The 20,026-nt window shown below is 73.4% G+C and carries 18 protein-coding genes; 13 read left to right on the top strand and 5 right to left on the bottom strand.

Going from position 1 to position 20,026, the window contains the following annotated elements; translation table 11 throughout:
- Positions 1–51 precede the first annotated feature (51 nt).
- Positions 52–591 (top strand): C40 family peptidase, encoded by a 540-nt coding sequence (locus tag FHX44_RS44240; protein ID WP_425469136.1) that lies wholly within the window; start codon positions 52–54, stop codon positions 589–591.
- A 60-nt stretch (positions 592–651) separates the two neighbouring features.
- On the top strand, positions 652–1,065 hold the full coding sequence (locus FHX44_RS17025) for a DUF1707 SHOCT-like domain-containing protein (protein ID WP_246170440.1): 414 nt from the start codon (positions 652–654) through the stop codon (positions 1,063–1,065).
- A gap of 3 nt (positions 1,066–1,068) precedes the next feature.
- On the opposite strand, the gene FHX44_RS17020 is transcribed toward FHX44_RS17025, so the two are convergent.
- Positions 1,069–1,908 (bottom strand): helix-turn-helix domain-containing protein, encoded by an 840-nt coding sequence (locus tag FHX44_RS17020; RefSeq protein WP_212612520.1) that lies wholly within the window; start codon positions 1,906–1,908, stop codon positions 1,069–1,071.
- Between the two features lie 116 nt (positions 1,909–2,024).
- Here FHX44_RS17020 and FHX44_RS17015 point away from each other — a divergent pair, with 116 nt between their 5' ends.
- Positions 2,025–2,270: a putative antibiotic biosynthesis monooxygenase gene (locus FHX44_RS17015; RefSeq protein ID WP_147256688.1), complete on the top strand. Its 246-nt coding sequence runs from the start codon at positions 2,025–2,027 to the stop codon at positions 2,268–2,270.
- A gap of 6 nt (positions 2,271–2,276) precedes the next feature.
- On the opposite strand, the gene leuS is transcribed toward FHX44_RS17015, so the two are convergent.
- Positions 2,277–5,183, bottom strand: coding sequence for a leucine--tRNA ligase (gene leuS, locus FHX44_RS17010; RefSeq protein WP_147256687.1), 2,907 nt, complete (start codon positions 5,181–5,183; stop codon positions 2,277–2,279).
- A gap of 246 nt (positions 5,184–5,429) precedes the next feature.
- On the opposite strand from leuS, the gene FHX44_RS17005 reads away from it, so the two are divergent.
- The gene (locus FHX44_RS17005; RefSeq protein WP_246170439.1) at positions 5,430–5,879 is read left to right on the top strand and encodes an SdpI family protein; all 450 of its coding nucleotides are present in this window, start codon (positions 5,430–5,432) and stop codon (positions 5,877–5,879) included.
- Between the two features lie 347 nt (positions 5,880–6,226).
- On the opposite strand, the gene FHX44_RS17000 is transcribed toward FHX44_RS17005, so the two are convergent.
- The gene (locus FHX44_RS17000) at positions 6,227–6,781 is read right to left on the bottom strand and encodes a YqgE/AlgH family protein (protein WP_246170438.1); all 555 of its coding nucleotides are present in this window, start codon (positions 6,779–6,781) and stop codon (positions 6,227–6,229) included.
- 87 nt (positions 6,782–6,868) lie between these two features.
- Between FHX44_RS17000 and FHX44_RS16995 the strand changes: the two genes are divergently transcribed.
- Positions 6,869–8,227, top strand: a complete 1,359-nt coding sequence (locus FHX44_RS16995; protein ID WP_246170437.1) for an MFS transporter — start codon at positions 6,869–6,871, stop codon at positions 8,225–8,227.
- A gap of 183 nt (positions 8,228–8,410) precedes the next feature.
- Here FHX44_RS16995 and FHX44_RS16990 read toward each other — a convergent pair whose 3' ends face one another.
- Positions 8,411–9,796 (bottom strand): CCA tRNA nucleotidyltransferase, encoded by a 1,386-nt coding sequence (locus FHX44_RS16990; RefSeq protein ID WP_147261249.1) that lies wholly within the window; start codon positions 9,794–9,796, stop codon positions 8,411–8,413.
- 220 nt (positions 9,797–10,016) lie between these two features.
- On the opposite strand from FHX44_RS16990, the gene FHX44_RS16985 reads away from it, so the two are divergent.
- Genes FHX44_RS16985 through FHX44_RS16970 form a run of 4 tightly spaced genes read left to right on the top strand, consistent with a single transcriptional unit; the run spans position 10,017 to position 16,405 of the window.
- Entirely contained in the window at positions 10,017–10,511 is a 495-nt protein-coding gene (locus FHX44_RS16985) for an NUDIX domain-containing protein (protein WP_147256685.1), read from the top strand.
- Entirely contained in the window at positions 10,508–12,946 is a 2,439-nt protein-coding gene (locus tag FHX44_RS16980; protein WP_147256684.1) for a DUF6049 family protein, read from the top strand. Before FHX44_RS16985 ends, FHX44_RS16980 begins: the two co-directional genes overlap by 4 nt.
- On the top strand, positions 12,943–14,610 hold the full coding sequence (murJ, locus tag FHX44_RS16975) for a murein biosynthesis integral membrane protein MurJ (protein ID WP_246170435.1): 1,668 nt from the start codon (positions 12,943–12,945) through the stop codon (positions 14,608–14,610). Before FHX44_RS16980 ends, murJ begins: the two co-directional genes overlap by 4 nt.
- A 55-nt stretch (positions 14,611–14,665) precedes the next feature.
- A complete protein-coding gene (locus FHX44_RS16970) occupies positions 14,666–16,405 on the top strand; it encodes a protein kinase family protein (RefSeq protein WP_147256683.1) in 1,740 nt (579 codons plus the stop codon).
- A gap of 25 nt (positions 16,406–16,430) precedes the next feature.
- On the opposite strand, the gene FHX44_RS16965 is transcribed toward FHX44_RS16970, so the two are convergent.
- Entirely contained in the window at positions 16,431–17,132 is a 702-nt protein-coding gene (locus FHX44_RS16965) for a MerR family transcriptional regulator (RefSeq protein ID WP_246170434.1), read from the bottom strand.
- Positions 17,133–17,221: 89 nt separating this feature from the next.
- Between FHX44_RS16965 and sigM the strand changes: the two genes are divergently transcribed.
- The 4 genes from sigM (at position 17,222) to trxA (ending at position 19,919) form a co-directional block, all read left to right on the top strand.
- Positions 17,222–17,767, top strand: a complete 546-nt coding sequence (gene sigM / locus FHX44_RS16960) for an RNA polymerase sigma factor SigM (protein ID WP_147256681.1) — start codon at positions 17,222–17,224, stop codon at positions 17,765–17,767.
- Positions 17,764–18,423, top strand: a complete 660-nt coding sequence (locus FHX44_RS16955; RefSeq protein WP_147256680.1) for a hypothetical protein — start codon at positions 17,764–17,766, stop codon at positions 18,421–18,423. The genes sigM and FHX44_RS16955 overlap by 4 nt, the downstream gene beginning before the upstream one ends.
- Before the next feature lie 97 nt (positions 18,424–18,520).
- Positions 18,521–19,534, top strand: coding sequence for a thioredoxin-disulfide reductase (trxB, locus tag FHX44_RS16950; protein ID WP_147256679.1), 1,014 nt, complete (start codon positions 18,521–18,523; stop codon positions 19,532–19,534).
- 58 nt (positions 19,535–19,592) lie between these two features.
- Positions 19,593–19,919 (top strand): thioredoxin, encoded by a 327-nt coding sequence (gene trxA / locus FHX44_RS16945; protein ID WP_147256678.1) that lies wholly within the window; start codon positions 19,593–19,595, stop codon positions 19,917–19,919.
- Positions 19,920–20,026 lie beyond the last annotated feature (107 nt).

Here is a 20,026-nt window from a genome sequence, read left to right as displayed (position 1 = left end):
CTCCCCCGGCCCGCGGGACCCGTCCGTCGGTGCTACCCCGAGGACCACCCCGTGCCCAAGCACCTCCCCGCTCTCGCGGTTCGCGCCGCCGTCGTGACCACCGCCGCTGCCGCCGCCTCCGTCTTCGCCGTGCTCCCCGGCGCCGCCGAGGCCGCTCCCGCCGCCCCCGTCGCGGTGACCGTCACCCCGGTCGTCCAGAGTGCGCCCGTGCTCGCCGAGCCCGCCGTTGCCGGTGCGGCAGCCGCTGCAACGCGGGCCGCAGCCGTCGACCACGCAATGAGCAAGGTCGGCTCCCCGTACCGGTACGGGGCGAGCGGCCCGAACGCCTTCGACTGCTCCGGCCTCGTCTCGTGGGCGTTCAAGAAGGCGGGCAAGTCGTTGCCGCGCACCAGTCGAGCGCAGTCGAAGGTCGGCACGCCCGTCTCGCGCGGCGAGCTGCAGCCCGGCGACCTCGTGTTCTTCTACAAGCCGGTGAGCCACGTCGGCATCTACATCGGCGACGGCAAGGTCGTGCACGCCAGCACCCGGAAGAGCCCGGTCAAGATCTCCGACATGGGCCGGATGAAGTTCAACTCCGCCCGCCGGATCTGACCCACGAGGTCCGCCGAAGGATCGATGCCCGGCCCGGCCGTCGCTCGTACGATCGGGCTCGTGAGCCCCGACGCCGACCGCAGCCGCATGCGCATCTCCGATGCCGACCGCGCTGCCACGGCCGAGCGGCTGCGGATCGCGCTCGACGAGGGCCGGCTCGATCTCTCCGAGTACGACGACCGCGTGCGCTCGGCGTACGCCGCAACCACCTACGGCGAGCTCGAGCCCATCACCGCCGATCTCCCACCGGTCACGGTGCCCGCCGTCGCGCAGCCGGCCGCGGCCCTCGAGCACCGCAAGTGGACGAACGAGTGGCGCGAGTGGCTGGGCGGCGCGATCATCATGATCGCCATCTGGGGCGGCACCTCACTGCTGTCCGGCTCCTTGCACTCGTTCTGGCCCGCGATCCCGCTCGGGATCTGGGCCGCGGTCCTCGTCGCGGGCGCGCTCGGCAAGAAGGAGAAGGGCGCCTGAGAGCTACCGGGCGGCGTCGGCGGCGATCGCCAACAGCGAGAGCGCGTCGTGGTCCGGCGTGCCCCGTGCAGCCTGGTGGACGGTGAGCCGGGTACTGCCGTCACCCGAGCGCAGCACCTCCCACACCAGGGAGAGCGTCCCCACCGCCGGGTGGTGGAAGACCTTCTGCGCGCCGCTCTTGCGACGGACGTCGTGGCGCTCCCAGAGCGAGGCGAACTCCGGGCTCACCGCCGACAGTTCCTCGACCAGCGCGGCGACGTCGGGCGCGTCCGGGTCGGTGGCGAGCACCGTGCGCAGGTCCGCAACCGCTCCCGCCGCCGACGACCGCCAGTCCCCGAACAGCGCAGGCGCCCCCGGATGCCGGAACATGTAGCGGATCGTGTTCCTCCGGCCGGGCGGCCACTCGACCAGACCGTGGTAGAGCGCGAGGCCCTCGGGATTGGCGGCGAGCACATCGCTGGTGCGGCTCAGCAGCAGTGCCGGGCACGGGCGCAGGTTCTCCAGGAGCAGCCGCATGCTCGCTGTGACCGCGCGGTCCGGCGGGCGGTGCACCCGCCTGCGCCTGGCGACGTGGTCGGCGAGCGCGAACAGGTGGGACCGCGCTTCGTCGTCGAGCCGCAACGCGCCGGCCAGCGCGCCGAGCACCGCGCTGCTCGGGTTCGTCTCCTTGCCCTGTTCCAGCCGGATGTAGTAGTCGACGCTCACTCCCGCGAGCGCGGCCAGCTCCTCCCGTCGAAGGCCGGGGGTGCGCCGCAGTCCCACGCCACCGGGCAACCCGACGTCCTCGGGGCGGATCCGGGCCCGGCGGGCCCGCAGGAAGGCGGCAAGCGCTGTCGAGCTCACGACGACCATCGTCCCAGCGACGCAACGGTCGTGGGTGGCCCTGCGACTGCCACCGAGGCCGCAACCAGGAACGGCGCGCCCTGAACGGCTCGCGTCCGCGCGCGCACCGTGGGGACATGCCGACGACCCCGCTGCGCGAGCAGCCCACCTCCACCGCCCCGCGACGCTGGAAGATGTGGGTGCTGCTGACCTGCGCGATCTACCCGCTGATCCTCGTCATCGTCACGCTGACGGATCCGGTCGTGCACGAGCTCCCGGCCGCCGTGCGCTTCATCGTGGTCGTGCCGATCATGACCGCGACCGTGGTCTGGGGCGTACTGCCTCGGATCCAGCGCTGGTTCGGCCGCTGGTTGACCCGGTGACCGACCTCAGATCACCACGTTGACCAGTCGGCCGGGCACCACGATCACCTTGCGGGGCGCCCGGCCGGCCAGCGCGGCGACGACCTTCTCGTCGGCCAACGCGGCGGCCTCCACCTGATCGGCCGTGGCGTCGGCCGCCACCGTGACGCGCGAGCGCACCTTGCCGTTGATCTGGATCGGGTACTCGACGGTGTCTGCGGCCAGGTACTGCTCGTCGGCCACCGGGAACGAGTGATAGGCCAGCGAGCCCTCGTGGCCCAGCAACGACCACAGCTCCTCCGCGATGTGCGGCGTCAGCGGCGCCATCATCAGCACCAGCGGCTCCGCGACGGAGCGGGGCACGCCGACCGTGCCGTAGACCTTGGTCAGGTGGTTGTTCAGCTCGATCAGCTTGGCCGCAGCCGTGTTGTAGCGCAGCGCGGCGTAGTCGCTGTGCACGCCGGCGATCACCCTGTGCAGCACCCGCAGCGTCTCGGTGTCGGGCTCGTCCTCGGTGACGCGGACCGCGCCGGTCTGCTCGTCCACCAGGTTGCGCCAGACGCGCTGCAGGAACCGGTGCGAACCGATCACGTCACGGGTGGACCAGGGCCGGGAGACCTCCAGCGGGCCCGTGGACATCTCGTACAAGCGGAAGGTGTCGGCGCCGTAGCGGTCGCACATCTCGTCGGGCGTCACCACGTTCTTCAGCGACTTGCCCATCTTCCCGTACTCGCGCCGCACCGGCTGACCGTTCCACGTGAAACGCCCCTCCTCGTCCTCGACCACCTCCTCGGCCGGGACGTAGGCACCGCGGGCGTCGGTGTAGGCGTAGGCCTGGATGTAGCCCTGGTTGACCAGCCTGCGGAACGGCTCCTCCGAGCTCAGGTGGCCCAGGTCGTACAGGACCTTGTGCCAGAACCGGGCGTACAGCAGGTGCAGCACGGCGTGCTCGACGCCGCCGACGTACAGGTCGACGCCACCGGGGTCGCCCGGCCGCGACGGGTCCTTGCCCATCCAGTACTGCTCGACGTCGGCGTCGACGAACCGCTCGTGGTTCTCCGGGTCCAGGTACCGGATCGGGTACCAGCACGAGCCGGCCCACTGGGGCATGGTGTTGGTCTCGCGGCGGTAGTGCTGCAGCCCCCTGTTGCCGTCGGCGGGACCCAGGTCCAGGTCGGTCTCGACCCACTGGGTGGCACGCGACAGCGGCGGCTCCGGCTCGGTGTCGGCGGCGTCCGGGTCGTAGGTCTTGGGGGAGTAGTCGTCGACGTCGGGCAGCTCGACCGGCAGCTGGTCGGCGGGCAGCGCGACCGGGCCGTCCTCGTCCCACACGATCGGGAACGGCTCACCCCAGTACCGCTGGCGGGAGAACAGCCAGTCGCGCAGCTTGTACTGCACGACGGCCTCGCCCGCTCCGCGCGCGGCCAGCCACCCGGTGATGGCCTGCTTCGCCTCGGCGACGCCCATGCCGTTCAGGCTGATCTCGTCGTTGGCCGAGTTGATCGCGGGACCGTCACCGGTGTACGCCTCGCCGTCCCAGCCCTCGCTGGGCTGGACGGTGCGCACGATCGGCAGGCCGAAGGCCTGGGCGAAGTCCCAGTCGCGCTGGTCCTGCCCGGGAACGGCCATGATCGCGCCGGTGCCGTAGCCCATCAGCACGTAGTCGGCGACGAAGACCGGGATCCGCTCGCCGTTCACCGGGTTGATGGCGTACGCGCCGGTGAAGACGCCGGTCTTCTCCTTGTTCTCCTGGCGGTCCAGCTCGGACTTGCGCGATGCGGCTTCCTGGTACGCACCGATCGCCTCCCGCGGTCCGGCCGCTCCGCCGGTCCACCGGGAGTCGACGCCGTCGGGCCACCGCTCGGGGACGATCGTGTCGATCAGCGGGTGCTCGGGCGCCAGCACCATGTACGTGGCGCCGAACAGCGTGTCCGGCCGGGTGGTGAAGACCTCGATCTCCGCGCCGTCGACGGGGAAGCGGACCTGCGCGCCCGCGGAGCGACCGATCCAGTTCCGCTGCATCGTCTTGATCGAGTCCGGCCAGTCCAGCCGGTCCAGGTCGTCGATCAGGCGGTCGGCGTAGGCCGTGATCCGCATCATCCACTGCTTCAGGTTGCGGCGGAACACGGGGAAGTTGCCCCGCTCGCTGCGCCCGTCGGCGGTGACCTCCTCGTTGGCCAGCACCGTGCCCAGACCGGGGCACCAGTTCACCGGCGCCTCGGAGATGTAGGCCAGCCGGTAGCCGTCGATCACGCTGCGCTGCTCGGCCCGCGTCAGCTCGCACCAACCGCGGCCATCCGGCGTCCGGCGCTCGTCCCGCGCGAACTCGGCCTCCAGCTCGGCGATGGGCCGGGCCTTCTGCTGCTTCTCGTCGTACCAGCTGTTGAAGATCTGCAGGAAGATCCACTGCGTCCAGCGGTAGAACTCGACGTCGGTGGTGGCCACCGAGCGGCGCTCGTCGTGGGCCAGGCCCAGCTGGCGCAGCTGCGCCTTGTAGCGCTTGATGTTCTCCTCGGTGGTCTTCCGCGGGTGCGTGCCGGTCTGCACCGCGTACTGCTCGGCGGGCAGCCCGAACGCGTCGAAGCCCATGGCGTGCAGCACGGTGCGGCCGTTCATCCGCAGGTAGCGGCCCAGCACGTCGGTGCCGATGAAGCCCAGCGGGTGGCCGACGTGCAGCCCCGCGCCGGACGGGTACGGGAACATGTCCAGCAGGTAGACCTTCTCGCGCCCCGTGGCCTCGGGATCCAGGCGGGTGGGATCAGCCCATGGCCCGGACGGGTTGGGCGCGTGGAACGTGCCCTCGCTCTCCCACCGGTCCTGCCACCGACGCTCGATCTGCGCGGCCAGCGCGGCGCCGTAGCGGAACAGCGGGGCACCCTCGTTGCCGGGTGCCTCGGCGCGCTCCGACGCGGCTGCGGTCGTGTCCGTGCTCATGTCCCGCTCCTGGGAAGTCCGTGGGGGCCCGAAAACCAGAAGACCCCCCTGCTCGAGGCAGAAGGGGTCGGCCGCGCCGTAGCGTGTGTGACACGCTCAGTGCGGCGCGGCCTCGAGAAGAAGTCGGCGGGCCACGTGACCAGGGTAGCGCCGGCGGTCCGGCCTGCGCGATCGGGTACAGCGAGCGTGCGGGCGCGAGCCGCCGAAGCGGAGCGGAGGCCATGAGCACCGCGTAGCCTGTTCGTCGTGCCGCTCCCCGTCCGCCTCACCCTGGGTGCCCTGCTCGTCGTGCTCGGTGCCGCGCTGCTCACGATCGCGATCCTCGGACTGCGCCGGAAGCTGAGGCGCAACCGCTGGGCAGGGGTGCGCACGGCTGCGAGCCTGCGCTCCGACGCCGCGTTCGCCGTGGCCAACCAGGTGGCGGCGGCCCCGCTCGGCGCGGCGGGCGCCGTGTCCGTCGCAGGCGGCGGCGCACTGCTGGCAGGAGCCACCGGCCTGCTCGGCTGGACCCTCGTCGTGGTGAGCGCGGTCGCGGCCTTCGTCCTCACCGGGGTCGGGGGTGTGGCGGGAGATCGCGCGGCGGCTGCCGTGCCGCCGCCGGAGCCCGGCCCGTCGGTGTGCGGCGGGACGTGCGCGGGCTGCGACCTCGTCGCCGGCTGCCGCACCGCGGCGGCCGGGGCCCAGCAGCAGCTCTGAACGGTTGGCCATGGCTGTGGTGACAGCCATGGGCAACCGATACTTGCGATCTTGGCGCTCATGATCTGCGGTGGCGGGTGCTCATGGTCATGGGCAACCGACAGTTCGGATCATGAGCATCCCGGCCGGTGAGGCCGTGGCCGCAGCTCGGGGCAGCCGCCGGGCCTGAGCCCGTCGCCCCTCGATCGGGTCCCGTCGAGTCGGTCCGGTCGGGCGGGGTTCCGGTGGGCTCGGCGCGCGAACCGGGGTCAGATCCCCCCGACTACCCGTCGATCACGACGACGCCAGTGCCCGCCTCCCGCGGAAGCCCTCCACGCACGGGCACAGCGACCGACAGCTGGAGCGCTCTAGTTGTTCCTCAGGTCCAGCGGGTAGGTCGCGAGCAGCGCCAGCGGCATGCCCTGCCGGCGCAGCACGTGCCCCCACAGGCGCCCGTCGTGGCGGGCCAGCACGTCGTCCGGGATCGCGGGCACGACGATCCAGTCGCCCCGCTCGATCTCACCCGCGAGCTGCCCGGCGTCCCAGCCCGAGTAGCCGGCGAACACGCGCAGGCCGCGCAGCCTCGGCGCGATCGCGGCCGGGTCGGAGTCGAGGTCGACGAGCGCCACCGGGCCGCGCACCGTGATCAGCCCGTCGACCGCGCCCGGGTCCTGGCCGGTTCGCACGGCCGCGAGGCACAGTGCCGTCTCGCTCTCCACCGGCCCTCCGACGAAGACCGCGGGCGGCTGCGACGACAGCGGCGCCCACGACGGGAGGACGTCGCGCACCGTGACCTCGCTCGGGCGGTTGAGGACGACGCCGAGGGTGCCCCGCGGACGGTGTTCGATGACGTAGATCACAGTGCGCCGGAAGTGGGGGTCGAGCAGTCCGGGAGCCGCCACCAACAACGTGCCTGGCGCCACCTCCGAACCGGGAGCCGAACCAGAACGGGAGCGCTCGTCCACCACGCGCCCATCGTCGCACCCCGCTCGGCGCAGTAGCCTCCAGCCGTGCCGTCATCGGGACCCGGGCTGCCGTCCGCCGCCGCCGAGGTCTCCGGCGCGACGCCGCACGTGCGCCTCGGCCTCGTCCGGCTAGTGCGCACCCGGGGCTTCCGCCGGCTGCTGGCCGTGCGCTTCGCCACGCAGTGGGGCGACGGCATGTTCCAGGCCGCGCTGGGCGGGGCCGTGCTGTTCAACCCGGAGCGGCAGGCCGACCCGATCGCCGTGGCGGCCGGGCTCGCCGTGCTGCTGCTGCCGTACTCGCTGATCGGGCCGTTCGCGGGCGCGCTCATCGACCGCTGGGACCGCAAGCGGGTTCTCATGGGTGCCAACGTCGTCCGCGCGGCGCTCGTGGTGGTCGTCGCGGCCGTGGTGATGTCCGGCGCGTCCGGCGTGGCGCTGTACCTGCCCGCACTGGCCGCGGCCGGGGTGAACCGGTTCGTGCTCGCCGCGCTGTCGGTCGCACTGCCCCACGTCGTGCCGCGCCGGCACCTGGTGGAGGCCAACACCTTCGCCGTCACCGCGGGCGCCGCGACAGCCGCCATCGGCGGGGCGACGGCGATCGGGCTGCGCGAGCTCGTCGGCACGGGCGACGCGGGCTCGGGCGCGGTGACGCTGATCGGGATCGCCGGCTCGTTGACGGCGGCGGTGCTGGCGGCCGGGTTCCGCCGCGGCAGGCTCGGACCCGACCGCACCGATGGCCGCCGGTCGACGGCGGGCAGCGTGCTGCACGGTTTCGCCGACGGGGCACGGGCGACGATCGCCACCCCGTCGGTGGCGGCGTCGTTCCTGGCGCTGGGGACGCACCGGCTCGCGTTCGGCGTCTCGACGCTGCTCTCGCTGCTGCTGTTCCGCTACGCCTTCACCGATGCCGGCCCGCTGCGCGCCGGCATGGCCGGCCTGGGCGAGGCGGTCGTGCTCGCCGCGGCCGGGCTGGGCACGGCGGCGCTGCTCGCCCCGTGGATGGTGCGCAGGTGGGGACGGCCGCGCACGGTGCGGGTGTCGCTCGTGGTCGCCACGGTCACGCAGCTCACCCTTGCCGCGCTGCTCTCGCTGCCCATCGTGATGGTGGCCGCGTTCGTACTGGGGCTCACCGGCCAGATCGTGAAGCTCTGCGCCGACGCCGCCGTGCAGGGCGAGGTGCGCGACGAAGTGCTCGGGCGGGTGTTCGCCCTCTACGACATCGTGTTCAACCTCGGGTACGTACTGGCGGTGGCCGCGGCTGCCCTGCTCAGCCCGCCGGACGGTGCCGCGCCGTGGCTGTTCGGCACGGCCGCCCTGCTGTACGTGCTCGGCTACCTGGGCCACGACATGCAGCTGCGCCGCGGCCGCCGGCTCGACGCGATGTCAGCGAAGCCACTTTCCTGACTTTCAGCGTCAGGGCCCGGAGGGCTCCGGACCCATGATGTGCATGATCATGTCGACACCATGGGTGTTCGACCCCGATCCGAGACCCGTGTTTTCGACTTGATCATGTAATGCGCGGCTCGGGCGCGCCGTTCCCGGCACCCCGCGCGCGACGGCGGCCAACTCGCCCGCGTGCGGACGCGCTCAGCCCAGATTGTCGGCCGCCCACGCGCGCAGCTCGGCTTCCGCCTCCTCGCGGGAGAGCGGACCGCGCTCCATGCGCAGGGCCAGCAGGTGCTTGTAGGCCCTGCCGACCTGCGGGCCCGGTGGGACGCCCAGCAGCCGCATGATCTCGTTCCCGTCCAGGTCGGGCCGGATGGCGTCGAGCGCCTCCTTCTCGCGCAGGCTGGCGATCCGCTCCTCGAGCGAGTCGTAGCTGCGCTGCAGCGCAGCGGCCCGCCTGCGGTTGCGGGTGGTGCAGTCCGAGCGCACGAGCTTGTGCAGCCGCTCGAGCAGCGGGCCTGCGTCGGTGACGTAGCGGCGGACCGCGGAGTCGGTCCACTCGCCGCCCGAGTAGCCGTGGAAGCGCAGGTGCAGGAACACGAGCTGGGCGACGTCGTCCACGATCGCCTTGGGGTACTTCAGCTCACGCAGCCGCCTGCGCACCATCTTCGCCCCGACCACCTCGTGGTGGTGGAAGCTCACGCGGCCGTCCGGCTCCTTGCGCCGCGTGTCGGGCTTGCCGATGTCGTGCAGCAGCGCGGCGAGCCGCAGCACGAGGTCGGGTCCGTCGGTCTCGCGGTCGATCGCCTGCTCCATGACCACGAGAGAGTGCGTGTAGACGTCCTTGTGCTGCATGTGCTCGTCGATCGCGAGCCGCATGGCGGGGACCTCGGGGAGCACGTGCTCGCACAGCCCGGTGTCGACCATCAGCTCGATGGCGCGCCGCGGGTGCGTGCCGAGGATCAGCTTGCTGAGCTCGGCCTGCACGCGCTCGCGCGTGATGCGGTCCAGCTCGTCCGCCATGTTCGTCATTGCGACGACAACCCGCTGAGCCGGGGTGAGTCCGAGCTGCGAGACGAACCGGGCGGCCCGCAGCATCCGCAGCGGGTCGTCGGCGAAGGAGTCCTCCGGGGCGGCGGGCGTGTCGAGGGTGCCGGCGGAGAGCGCGGCGAGCCCGCCGTACGGGTCGACGAACCGCCGCTCCGGGCCGGTGAGCTCCACCGCCATCGCGTTGACGGTGAAGTCCCGCCGCACGAGGTCGTCCTCGATCGAGTCACCGAAACGCACGATCGGGTTTCGGGAGACGCGGTCGTAGGCGTCGGCGCGGAACGTCGTGATCTCGACGGTGGTGCCGCGCTTGCGGGCCCCGACCGTGCCGAAGGCGATGCCGGTGTCCCAGACGGCGTCGGTCCAGCCGCGGACGACGTCGAGGATCTCCTCGGGCCGGGCGTCCGTGGTGAAGTCCAGGTCGGACACCTCGCGGCCGATGAGCGCGTCCCGGACGCTGCCGCCGACCAGGTAGAGCCGGTGGCCGGCATCGGCGAACCGGCTTGCGAGCTCCTCGGCGACGGGGCCGACCGTGACCATCTGCACGACCGCATTCTCCTGGGCTCGGAGAAGCTCGGGGGGCGCGGCGCCGGATGCCGTGGCGGGTGCAGACACGGCGCGCCAGTCTATGCGTAGCCGTCGAGGGGGGCGACGAGGACGGGGTGGCGAGCGGGCGGGGGCGCAGCGGACGCCGTTCGGCCGGGACACGGCACGCGGCTCGCGGCGGCGTTCAACGCCCCGCGCTCGTTACGATCCCCACATGTCCTCATCCCGCGGCCGCTCCGGGGGGCGTCGCGGGGGTCGTCCGGCCGAACGCCGCAGACGGCTGCGCACGGTCGACGAGACGTCGGCCGGCGGGCTCGTCGTCGACCACGCCACCGGCGCGGCCGCGGTGATCGGCCGCCTCGACCGCAGGGGGCGTCTGCTGTGGTCGCTGCCCAAGGGCCACATCGAGGCCGGTGAGACGGCCGAGGAGGCGGCGGTGCGCGAGGTCGAGGAGGAGACCGGCATCATCGGCCGCGTGGTCGCACCGCTCGGCACGATCGACTTCTGGTTCGTCGCCGAGGACCGCCGCGTCCACAAGACGGTCCACCACTTCCTGCTGCAGGCGCTCGGCGGGGAGCTGTCCGACGACGACGTCGAGGTCGCCGAGGTGGCGTGGGTGCCGCTCGACGAGCTCGAGGACCGCCTCGCCTACGCCGACGAACGCCGCTTGATCAGGCGAGCCACCGAGCTGCTGGAGGAGTCCGCGTGAAGCCGGTCGCGACCCTTGTCGCGATCACCCTGCTGACGCTGGCCGGGCTGTTCGGCCCCGGCCCGGTCCCCGGTGCGGCCGCGGCTCCCGCGGCACCGGGGCAGGTGGCGGACGGTCCGCTGCGGCTGGAGCTCCAGGAGATGTCCCCACGGGTGGTCACGACCGGCGGGACCCGCGACCTCGTGGTGGTCGGCACGCTCACCAACACCGGCGAGGTCCCGGTGCGCGACCTGACGATCCGGGTGCAGCGCGGCAACCCGCTCGAGACGGAGGGTGCGCTGCGGGACGCGCTGGACGGCACGGCCCGTACCGACGCGGTCACCCCCCAGTTCATGCCGCTCCCGGGCGAGCTCGCGCCCGGTGCGCAGCTGCCCGTACGGCTGACCCTCCCGCTGCGCGGATCACCCGAGACCAGCCTCGCGCTGAACGCCACCGGTGTGCACGAGCTGCTCGTGAACGTCAACGGGTCGCCGGGGGACGGGGCGCGCGCGCGGCTCGCCGCGGCGCGGATGCTCCTCCCGGTGCTGTCGCTGCCGCCGGACCCGGCCTCTCCCGACCAGGTGCCGCCGGCCACCACCGGCGGGGCCACCCCGTTCGCGCTGCTCGTTCCGATCGCCGACACCCCGCGCCGGCTCGCCACGGTCCCAGGTGAGCCCACGCTGCTCACCGACGACTACCTGGCGGCCTCCTTCGCTCCCGACGGGCGCCTCGGCGGGCTCGTCGCCGCGCTCGCCCGCAACGCGCCCGCGGATTCCCGGGTGCGCGAGGCGACGTGCCTCGCGGTCGACCCGGACCTGGTGGAGACCGCGGCCCTGATGCGGAGCCCGAACGGCTACCGGGTCGTCGGTCCGGACGGCAACCCGGTGCCGGGCACCGGCGGGGCGGTGGCGGGCCAGTGGCTCGACCAGCTCGCGTCGGTGGCGCGTGAGGGCTGCGTGGTCGCGCTGCCGTACGCCGACGCCGATCTGGTCGCGCTCACGCGGGCCGGCATGGCCGATCTCGCCACCTCGGCGATCACCGACGGCCGGCAGGTGCTGCAGGAGATCCTCCAGACACAGGTCGTGCCGGACGTCACCTGGCCGGTCGAAGGCGCGGTCGACGACGAGACGCTCGCGATGGCCGCCAGGGCGGAGGGCCGTTCGCTGCTGCTCGCGGCGGACGCCGTCGAGCAAGGGCGGACGACGCGCAACTCGGGCGTTCTCCCGATCGCGGGTGGGCAGCGCGCCCAGTTCACGGTGCTGACCGATCCGCTGCTCACCCGGGCGGCGGCCGGCCTCCCGGACGTACCCGGCGGAGACCTGGGTGCGGTGCGCAGCGGCTCGGCCCCGTCGGTCAGCCCGGCAGGCACCGCGAGCCCGCTCTCCACCCAGGACCTCATCGGCGCGCTCGCGTTCCGCACCCAGGAGCCGGGGGACGTCGCGGCGCCCGCGGGTGGGCCGCTCGTGCTCGCCCCGCCGCACCAGTGGACGGCCGACGGTCCCGCCGCGGACGCGCTGTTCGGCGCCGTGGACCAGCTGCTCGACGTCGGGCGGATCGTGCCGCGCGGGCTCGACGGCGTACTGGCCGTCGGGCCGCCGACGGGTGCGGCGGCGCTACCGATCATCTACCCGTTGCACGTCGGGGGCCGTGAGGTGACCGGGCCCGCGGTCGACACGCTCCGCACCACCGCCGCGGACATCGCGGATCTGGCCTCCGCCGCCGTACCGAACTCCGGCGTCGGCGTGAGCCCGGAGGAGGCCTTCACGCCCCTGCGGCGCGGTCTCCTGCGTCCGCTGTCGTCGGCGTGGCGGACCCGTCCGGAGGCCGCCGAATCCGCCGCGACGGAGATGGCCGACCGGGTGGCGGTGCTCCGGGGCTCGATCCGCGTGCTCGAGCCGCCCGGCCCGTACTCGCTCGGCACGTCGGACGCGCCGATCCTGATCACGGTGGCGAACGGCCTCCCGGTCACCATGCGGGTGGACGTGGAGATCCTGCCCTCCTCCGGCCTGCGCGTGGCCCCCATCGAGCCGCAGGAGGTGCCTCCGCTGGGCAGGCGCCAGGTGCGCGTGAGCGCGGAGGTGATCAGGTCCGGTCAGTTCAGCGTGCAGGCGGCGGTGCGTACACCCGACGGCGAACTGCTCGGGCAGCCGAGCCGGTTGCGGGTGCGCTCCACCGCCTACGGCACCATCACGGTGTGGTTGACGGCGAGCGCGGGCATCCTCCTCGTGGTGCTGGCCGGCCATCGGATCGTGCGCCGGATCCGTGGGGAACCACGGAACCCACCGCCCGGATCGGGCCCGCCCCCGCCGCCCCTCCCGGAGGCGCCGCCGGGCCCGCGTTCCCACCACACCGGCGACCCGTTCCCGGACCCGCTGGCCGTCACGGACCGCCTCCCGGCGGTGCGGCACCGCGGCGAGCGCCCGCCCCCTGGCCCGCCGCGCGTCCCGAGCCCGTGACCGACCCGGCGCCGGACGACGCGATCACCGAGCGGATCCCGATCGTGCCCGCGCCGCGCGCCGAACCGTCGCTCGGCCGGTCCAGCAGCCTGATGGCGCTGGGCAGCCTGGCCAGCCGGATCACCGGCTTCCTGCGGCAGGTCGCGCTGTTCACGGTGCTCGGCGCCACCGTGCTCAACGACTCCTACACGCTGTCCAACACCCTGCCCAACATCGTCTACGAGCTGCTCATCGGTGGCGCCCTGAGCAGCATGATGATCCCGCTGCTGGTCAGGGCCCAGCGCGAGGATCCCGACGGCGGCGATGCCTACACCCGCAAGCTGATCACCATCGCCGGCGCGGCGCTGCTGCTCGCCACTGCGGCCGGGATGCTCGCCGCGCCACTGTTGACCCAGCTCTACCTGGGCGGGCAGGCGAGCTCCACGGCCGACCCGCAGCTCGCCACCACGCTCGCCTACATGCTCCTGCCGCAGATCTTCTTCTACGGCCTGGGGGCGCTGCTCGGCGCCGTGCTCAACAGCCGCGGCTCGTTCGGCGCGTTCGGCTGGGCACCGGTGCTGAACAACGTCGTCGTGCTCGCCGTGGTGGGCGTCTACCTCGTCGTGCCCGAGGGCGCCCGTCTGCTCGTGCTGGGCGTCGGCACCACGCTCGGGATCGCCGCGCAGACGCTCGTGCTGTTGCCCGCCGCACGCCGCGTCGGCTTCTCCTACCGCCCGCTGTGGGGCTGGGATCCTCGCCTGACGAAGGCGGCGGGCCTCGGCGCGTGGGCGGTGGCCTACGTGCTGATCGGGCAGGCCGGCCTGATCGTCACCACGCGGGTGGCCACCGGGTCCGACGCCGGGGCGTTCGCGATCTACACGAACGCGTGGCTGCTCCTGCAGGTGCCCTACGGCGTGCTCGGGGTGTCGCTGCTCACCGCGCTCATGCCGCGCATGTCGCGGGCCGCGGCCGAGGGCCGCACCGGCGACGTCGCGGCCGACCTCGGGCTGGGCGGCAAGCTCGCCTCGGTGCTGCTGGTGCCGATCTCGGTGCTGCTCACGGTGTTCGGCACCCCGGTGGGCGTCGCGCTCTTCGGCCTGCGTCCGGGCAACCTCGACGGCGCCGCCCGGCTCGGTGCCGCGCTCGCGGTGTCGGCGTTCGGGTTGCTGCCCTTCGCCTTCACGATGCTGCAGGCGCGCGTGTTCTACGCACTCACGGCCCACCGCACGGCGACGTTCGTGCAGCTCTGCGTAGTGGCGACGAAGATCCCGCTGATGCTCGCCTGCGCGGCGTTGCTCGCCCCCGAGGACGTCGTGCTCGGCCTCGCGGCCGCCAACAGCGCCGCGTTCGTGGTGGGTGCGGTGATCGGCCAGCTGATCCTGAGGCGAATGCTCGGCGGGGTGCCGACGGGTGTGGTGCTCGCCACAGCAGGTCGTGTGGTGCTGGCTGCCGCAGCGGGGATGCTGCTCGCCGCAGGGGTGATCGCGCTGCTGGCCGCAGGCCCCCTCGCCACGCTGGCCCCGCTCGCCAGGGCGTGGGCCGAGCTGGGTATCGCTGTGGTCCTGGGTGGACCGGTAACGGTGCTGGTCATGCGGCTGATAGGAGTACGTGAGGTCGGTGTCGTCCTGAAGCGACTCGAACGGATCGTCGACAGGGGGAAGCCTCGGCGCGGCAACCACCGCTGACGTAGGCTCAGCCCCGGGCGAGGTGTGGTTCGCGAATGCCGGGGAGGGCGGAGCGGTGAGTGAGTTGGCGAGCCCACCTTCCGGTGCCGCCGCGCCCGGCGAGTCGGCCGACGACACGGCCGCCCCGGGGGACACCGCACCGCGCGTCCCCGAACAGCAACGCACGGACGACCGCCCGGCCGAGCAGGATGCCGAGCAGCCCACGGTGCGCACCGCGCCGGCCACCGACCTCCCCACCGCGCCCGCGGTGCCGCCGGTGCCGTCGGGCACCATCGCCGGCAGCCTGCTGGCAAGCCGCTACCGGCTGCGCACCCGCGTCGGCACCGACCCCGCCGCGTGCGCGGAGTTCTGGCGGGCCGAGGACACGATCCTGCGCCGCGACGTCGCCGTCACCGTGCTGCGGCGCCCGGCACCCGGGGCGGTGTTCGACGACGACCTGACCGACGTGGCCCGTGCGGAGCAGATGGTGGTGCGGGCGCTGCGTTCCGGCAGCTTCGAGCACAACGGCTGCGCCCGGCTGCTCGACGTGCTCACGCCGGGCGCCGCGAGCGTGCCCGACGACGTGCTGGGCGCCGCGGTCACCGAGTGGGTCCCCGGGCGCAGCCTGGGCGAGGTGGTGGCCGACGGCCTGGTCAAGCCGCTCGCCGCCGCCCGCGCCGTCGCGCCGCTGGCCGCCGCCGCGGAGGCCGCCCACCGGCACGGCCTCGTGCTCGGCTGCGACCACCCGCAGCGCGTCCGGATCACCCCGGACGGCCGCGCCCAGCTCTGCTTCGCGATGCCCCGATCGGACGTCACGCCTGCCGACGACGTCCGCGGCCTCGGCGCCGTGCTCTACACGCTGCTCACCAGCCACTGGCCGCTGTCCTCCGCCGATGCCGCCCGCGCCGGGCTGGCCGCCGCGGAGCGCACTGCGGGCGGGGCGCTGCTGCCCCCGTCCGAGCTGCGGCCCGGCGTGCCGGTCGAGCTCGACACGCTCACCAGTGGCACCCTCGGGCCCGACGGCGCGCCGGGGCACGTCCACACCGCCGCAGCGGTGCAGCGCCTGCTCACCGAGGTGGTGGCCGAGGACGACAGGATGGCGCTGTTCCCGCCGGCCCACGACGGTGTTCCGTCCTCGCCGGAGGACGTCTGGCAGGACCGCGGCCGCACCATCAGCCCTCCCGACCCGCAGCGCCGCCGCAAGATGACGATCGCGCTCACGGCGCTCGGCGCCGCTGTCCTCATGGTCCTCGGCTACCTCGGCGTTCAGCTCGGCGACATGTTCGTCGAGAGCGGCGGTCCGCCGATCGTCGTCGAGGGCGAGCCGGTCCAGCCCGAGCAGGGGCAGCCGCAGGTCGTACCGGCGCCGGCCGGGCCGGCGGTCGGCGGCCTCGCCGTGGAGGTCTACGACAAGGGCGGCGATCCCGACAACGCCGAGCGGGCCACCCGGATCATCGACCACGATCCGGCCACCGCCTGGAACACCTCCACGTACTACCAGCAGTTCCCGGTGTACCGCCCCGGCATCGGGATCATGGTGTCGTTCGCGTCGGCGGTGCAGCTGTCCGAGCTCACGATCGAGTCGCGGAGCCGCGGCACCGTGATCGAGGTCCGCTCGGCCCCGTCGGCCGACGCCCCGCTGTCGGAGACGGAGAAGATCACCGAGGCCACGCTGGGGAGCGGCCGCACGCCGGTGTCGCTGGACGGGAGCCAGCCCGTCGAGCACGTGCTGCTGTGGATCACCAAGCTGTCCGGGGACGACTCGTCGTACTCGAGCGAGATCAGCGAGGTCGAGTTCCACCGCGCCGGCGCCTAGTCCTCCCCTCCGGAGGCGGGGAGGATCAGCCCTCCCGCGAGAGGTAGGCGTCCAGGAGTGACCCGCCGCGCAGCATGTCGCGGCTCCGCCGGTCGTGCGCTGCGCGTCGTTCGGCCACCGCGGCGCGCAGGGCCTCTGGGCTCCCCGTGCGCCGCAGCCCCTCGAGCACCGGCCTGATCTGCTCGAAACCGTAGTGCCCCTGCCGCAGCATCGCGATGATCCGCGCGTCGCGGACCTCGACGGGCCCGTACCTGCGGTACGCCGTGCCGCGCTCGCGGGTGGGGGTGAGCAGCCCGGCCGCGTCCCAGACCCGCAGCGTCGACGGGCGCACCCGCAGCCGGGCCGCCAGCTCGCCTACCCGCAGCGCCGGCCCGGGCTCCGGTTCCGGGCGGAACCGCACCGCGAGCGCGTCGAGGGCCTCGCCTGCGGCTTCGGTGGCCAGCCGCTGCTCGTGCAGGGTCGCGTGGCCTTCGTCGACCAACCGGAGCGCTCGTGTCCGGTCGCCGTCGTGGACGGCGAGCATGATCGCCGTGGCCGCGCCGATGCCGAACCCCGGCACCAGCGCCCGGAAGGTGCGCAGCGCCTCGAGGTGCTCCGGGCCGTAGCTGCGGTAGCCGCTCTCGCTGCGCGGTGCGGGCGGGAGGATGCCCCCGGCCTCGTAGTTGCGCACCTGCTGCGTCGAGATGCCCACCTCCCGGGCGAGGTCGACAGGGCGCAGTCGCTTCACGAGCGACATTCTGATGGGCCGCACGTGTCGTTCGGACGAGTTCTCCGAAACGCCCGCGGGAGCGGGCCGTCCCCACCTACTGTCCGATCATGGGCGCGCCGAGCGATGCGGAGCTGCTCGCCGCGCATCTGGCGGGCGACCGGCACGCGTTCGGCGAACTGGTCGCCCGGTACCGGAACCGGCTGTGGGGCATCGCCCTGCGCACGTTGCGCCACCCCGAGGACGCCGCCGACGCCGTGCAGGAGGCACTCGTGGCGGCCTACCGGCGGGCGGGTACCTACCGCGGCGAGGCGTCGGTCCGCACTTGGCTCCACCGCATCCTGCTCAACGCCTGCATCGACCGGCTCCGCAAGGAACGCCGCCACGACACGGTGCCGCTCCCGGAGGCCGAGCCACGGGAGCGGCGCCCGGACGTGGCGATGGACGTGGTCACCCGGCTGTCCGTGGTGGACGCGCTCGCCGAGCTGCCCGCACACCAGCGGGTGGCGGTGGTGCTCGTCGACGTGCAAGGTTGGCCCCTCGATGAGGTCGCCGAGGTGCTGGAGGTCCCCGTCGGCACCGTGAAGAGCCGCTGCGCCCGCGGCCGGGTCCGGCTCGGTGCACTGCTGGGCCACCTGCGGGAGGAGGAGCGATGAGCGAGCCGCACGAGCGTGCCCCCCTGCCCGCCGACCTCCTCGCCGACCTCGACGCCGGCCTGCTCGACGCCGACACGGCGGCCGAGGTCCGGGCCGCCGCCGCACAGGATCCCGAGGCGGGCGCCGTGCTGGCCGGCCTGGCCACCACCCGCGCCGAGCTGGGTGAGCTCGCAGATCCGCCGGTGCCGGCGGAGTACGCCGCGCGGTGGGACGCCGCGCTCGCCGCGGAGTCGGCCGCGCTCCCACCGGTCGGCGGCCGGCCGTGCCGGCGCGGGGTGCGCCCGGCGCTCGTCGCGGCAGCCGTGCTCGCCGCCACCGTCGTCGCGGGCCTGCTCTGGACGCCACGTGAGCCGTCCCCGATGTCGCTCGACGGCGTGGACCTGGTGACCGCGGCCCTCGCCGTCCGGGGCGACGTCGACGTGGGCGAACTGGCCGATCCCACCCGCCGGGCCGGATGCCTGCGCTCGGTCGCGCCCCCCGGCGTGGCGCCGGACTCCCCGCTCCTGGGCGGTCGTGATGTCGTTCTCGACGGGCGCGACGGGGTACTCCTGCTGATGGCGACGGGTGAGCGCGGCCGCTTGCACATCGTCGTCGTCGCGCCCGGCTGCGGCCCGGAGGGTGGCGTGCTGCTCGACGCGCGGACGATCGGGGGGTGAGCCCCGTCACCTGCCGGTGCGGCCCCCGCCCGCTGTGGAATGCCCGTTCCTGGGAAGGTGTTGCACGGCCTGTACGCGACGAGGGAGGACGCAACCCGTGACCAGCGATCGAGCGAGCACCGGCGAGGTTCGCGAACTGATCATCGTCGGATCGGGTCCGGCGGGCTACACCGCAGCGGTGTACGCGGCCCGCGCCCAGCTGCGCCCCCTCGTGTTCGAGGGCACTCAGTTCGGCGGCGCGCTCATGACCACCACCGAGGTCGAGAACTACCCCGGCTTCACCGACGGGATCATGGGCCCGGAGCTGATGGAGCAGATGCGCGGCCAGGCGCAGCGCTTCGGTGCCGAGCTCCGCGCCGAGGACGTGGAGGAGATCTCGCTCGAGGGCGAGGTCAAGTCGGTGGTGGCGAACGGCGTCACCTACCGCTCCCGGGCGATCATCCTCGCGATGGGTGCCGCGGCCCGCTACCTGCACGTCCCCGGCGAGCAGAAGCTGCTCGGACGCGGGGTGAGCGCCTGTGCCACCTGTGACGGCTTCTTCTTCCGCGACAAGGACATCGCGGTGATCGGCGGCGGCGACTCGGCGATGGAGGAGGCCACCTTCCTCACGCGGTTCGCCCGATCGGTCACGATCGTGCACCGCCGCGACGAGTTCCGCGCCTCGAAGATCATGCTCAAGCGCGCGCAGGACGACCCGAAGATGCGCTGGCGCTTGGGCGCGGAGGTCGTCGAGGTGCTCGGCGAGGGCAGCGTCTCCGGCCTTCGGCTGCGTGACACGACGACCGGCGAGGAGTCGGTCCTCGACGTCAGCGGAATGTTCGTCGCGATCGGTCACGACCCGCGCAGCCAGCTCGTGAAGGACGTGCTCGCCACCGACGAGAACGGCTACGTGCAGGTGGAGTCGCCGAGCACCCGCACGGCGATCCCCGGCGTGTTCGCCGCGGGCGACCTCGTCGACCACGTCTACCGCCAGGCCGTCACCGCGGCCGGCTCCGGCTGTGCCGCGGCCATCGACGCCGAGCGCTGGCTCGCCGAGGCCCCGGTACCCAGCGAGCTGGTCGGCGGTGGCTACGGCGCCGCTTCCGAGCAGGTCGCGGCCGTCACCGCCTGAACCACCAGACAACATCCCCATCGAGTACCGGGGCAAGTTTCCAGGGAACGGAGTACACATGGCCAACACCGTCGAGGTCACCGACGCCTCGTTCGAGAGCGCCGTCCTCAAGAGCGACAAGCCCGTCGTGGTCGACTTCTGGGCCACCTGGTGCGGGCCGTGCAAGATGGTCGCTCCCGTGCTCGACGAGATCGCGGGGGAGAACAAGGACAAGGTCACCATCGCGAAGCTGGACATCGACGCCAACCCGGCGACGGCCCGCGACTACCAGGTGATGTCCATCCCCACGATGATCGTGTTCAAGGACGGCAAGCCGGTGAAGCAGATCGTCGGCGCCAAGCCCAAGGCCGCGCTGCTCTCCGACCTGGCCGACTACCTCGCCTGAGCATCCACCGCCGGTGCCCCGCTCCCGTCCGTCGGGGGCGGGGCACCGGTTTTATCACGACACGAACACGTCCGGACACGGCCCGCTGTCCGCGCTTTCCCGAGCGG

Origin of the sequence: Pseudonocardia hierapolitana, assembly GCF_007994075.1 — a bacterium.
Lineage (GTDB): Bacteria > Actinomycetota > Actinomycetes > Mycobacteriales > Pseudonocardiaceae > Pseudonocardia > Pseudonocardia hierapolitana.
The sequence above is the reverse complement of the archived record's forward strand: the minus strand, read 5'-3'. Positions and strand labels throughout refer to the sequence as shown.

What these genes read in the sequence shown, in the direction of transcription:
- FHX44_RS17015 (WP_147256688.1), top strand. Translation starts at nt 2,025, where the DNA reads ATGCCGACGACCCCGCTGCGCGAGCAGCCCACCTCCACCGCCCCGCGA.
- leuS (WP_147256687.1), bottom strand. Translation starts at nt 5,183, where the DNA reads ATGAGCACGGACACGACCGCAGCCGCGTCGGAGCGCGCCGAGGCACCC.
- FHX44_RS16990 (WP_147261249.1), bottom strand. Translation starts at nt 9,796, where the DNA reads ATGGTCACGGTCGGCCCCGTCGCCGAGGAGCTCGCAAGCCGGTTCGCC.
- FHX44_RS16985 (WP_147256685.1), top strand. Translation starts at nt 10,017, where the DNA reads ATGTCCTCATCCCGCGGCCGCTCCGGGGGGCGTCGCGGGGGTCGTCCG.
- sigM (WP_147256681.1), top strand. Translation starts at nt 17,222, where the DNA reads ATGGGCGCGCCGAGCGATGCGGAGCTGCTCGCCGCGCATCTGGCGGGC.
- FHX44_RS16955 (WP_147256680.1), top strand. Translation starts at nt 17,764, where the DNA reads ATGAGCGAGCCGCACGAGCGTGCCCCCCTGCCCGCCGACCTCCTCGCC.
- trxA (WP_147256678.1), top strand. Translation starts at nt 19,593, where the DNA reads ATGGCCAACACCGTCGAGGTCACCGACGCCTCGTTCGAGAGCGCCGTC.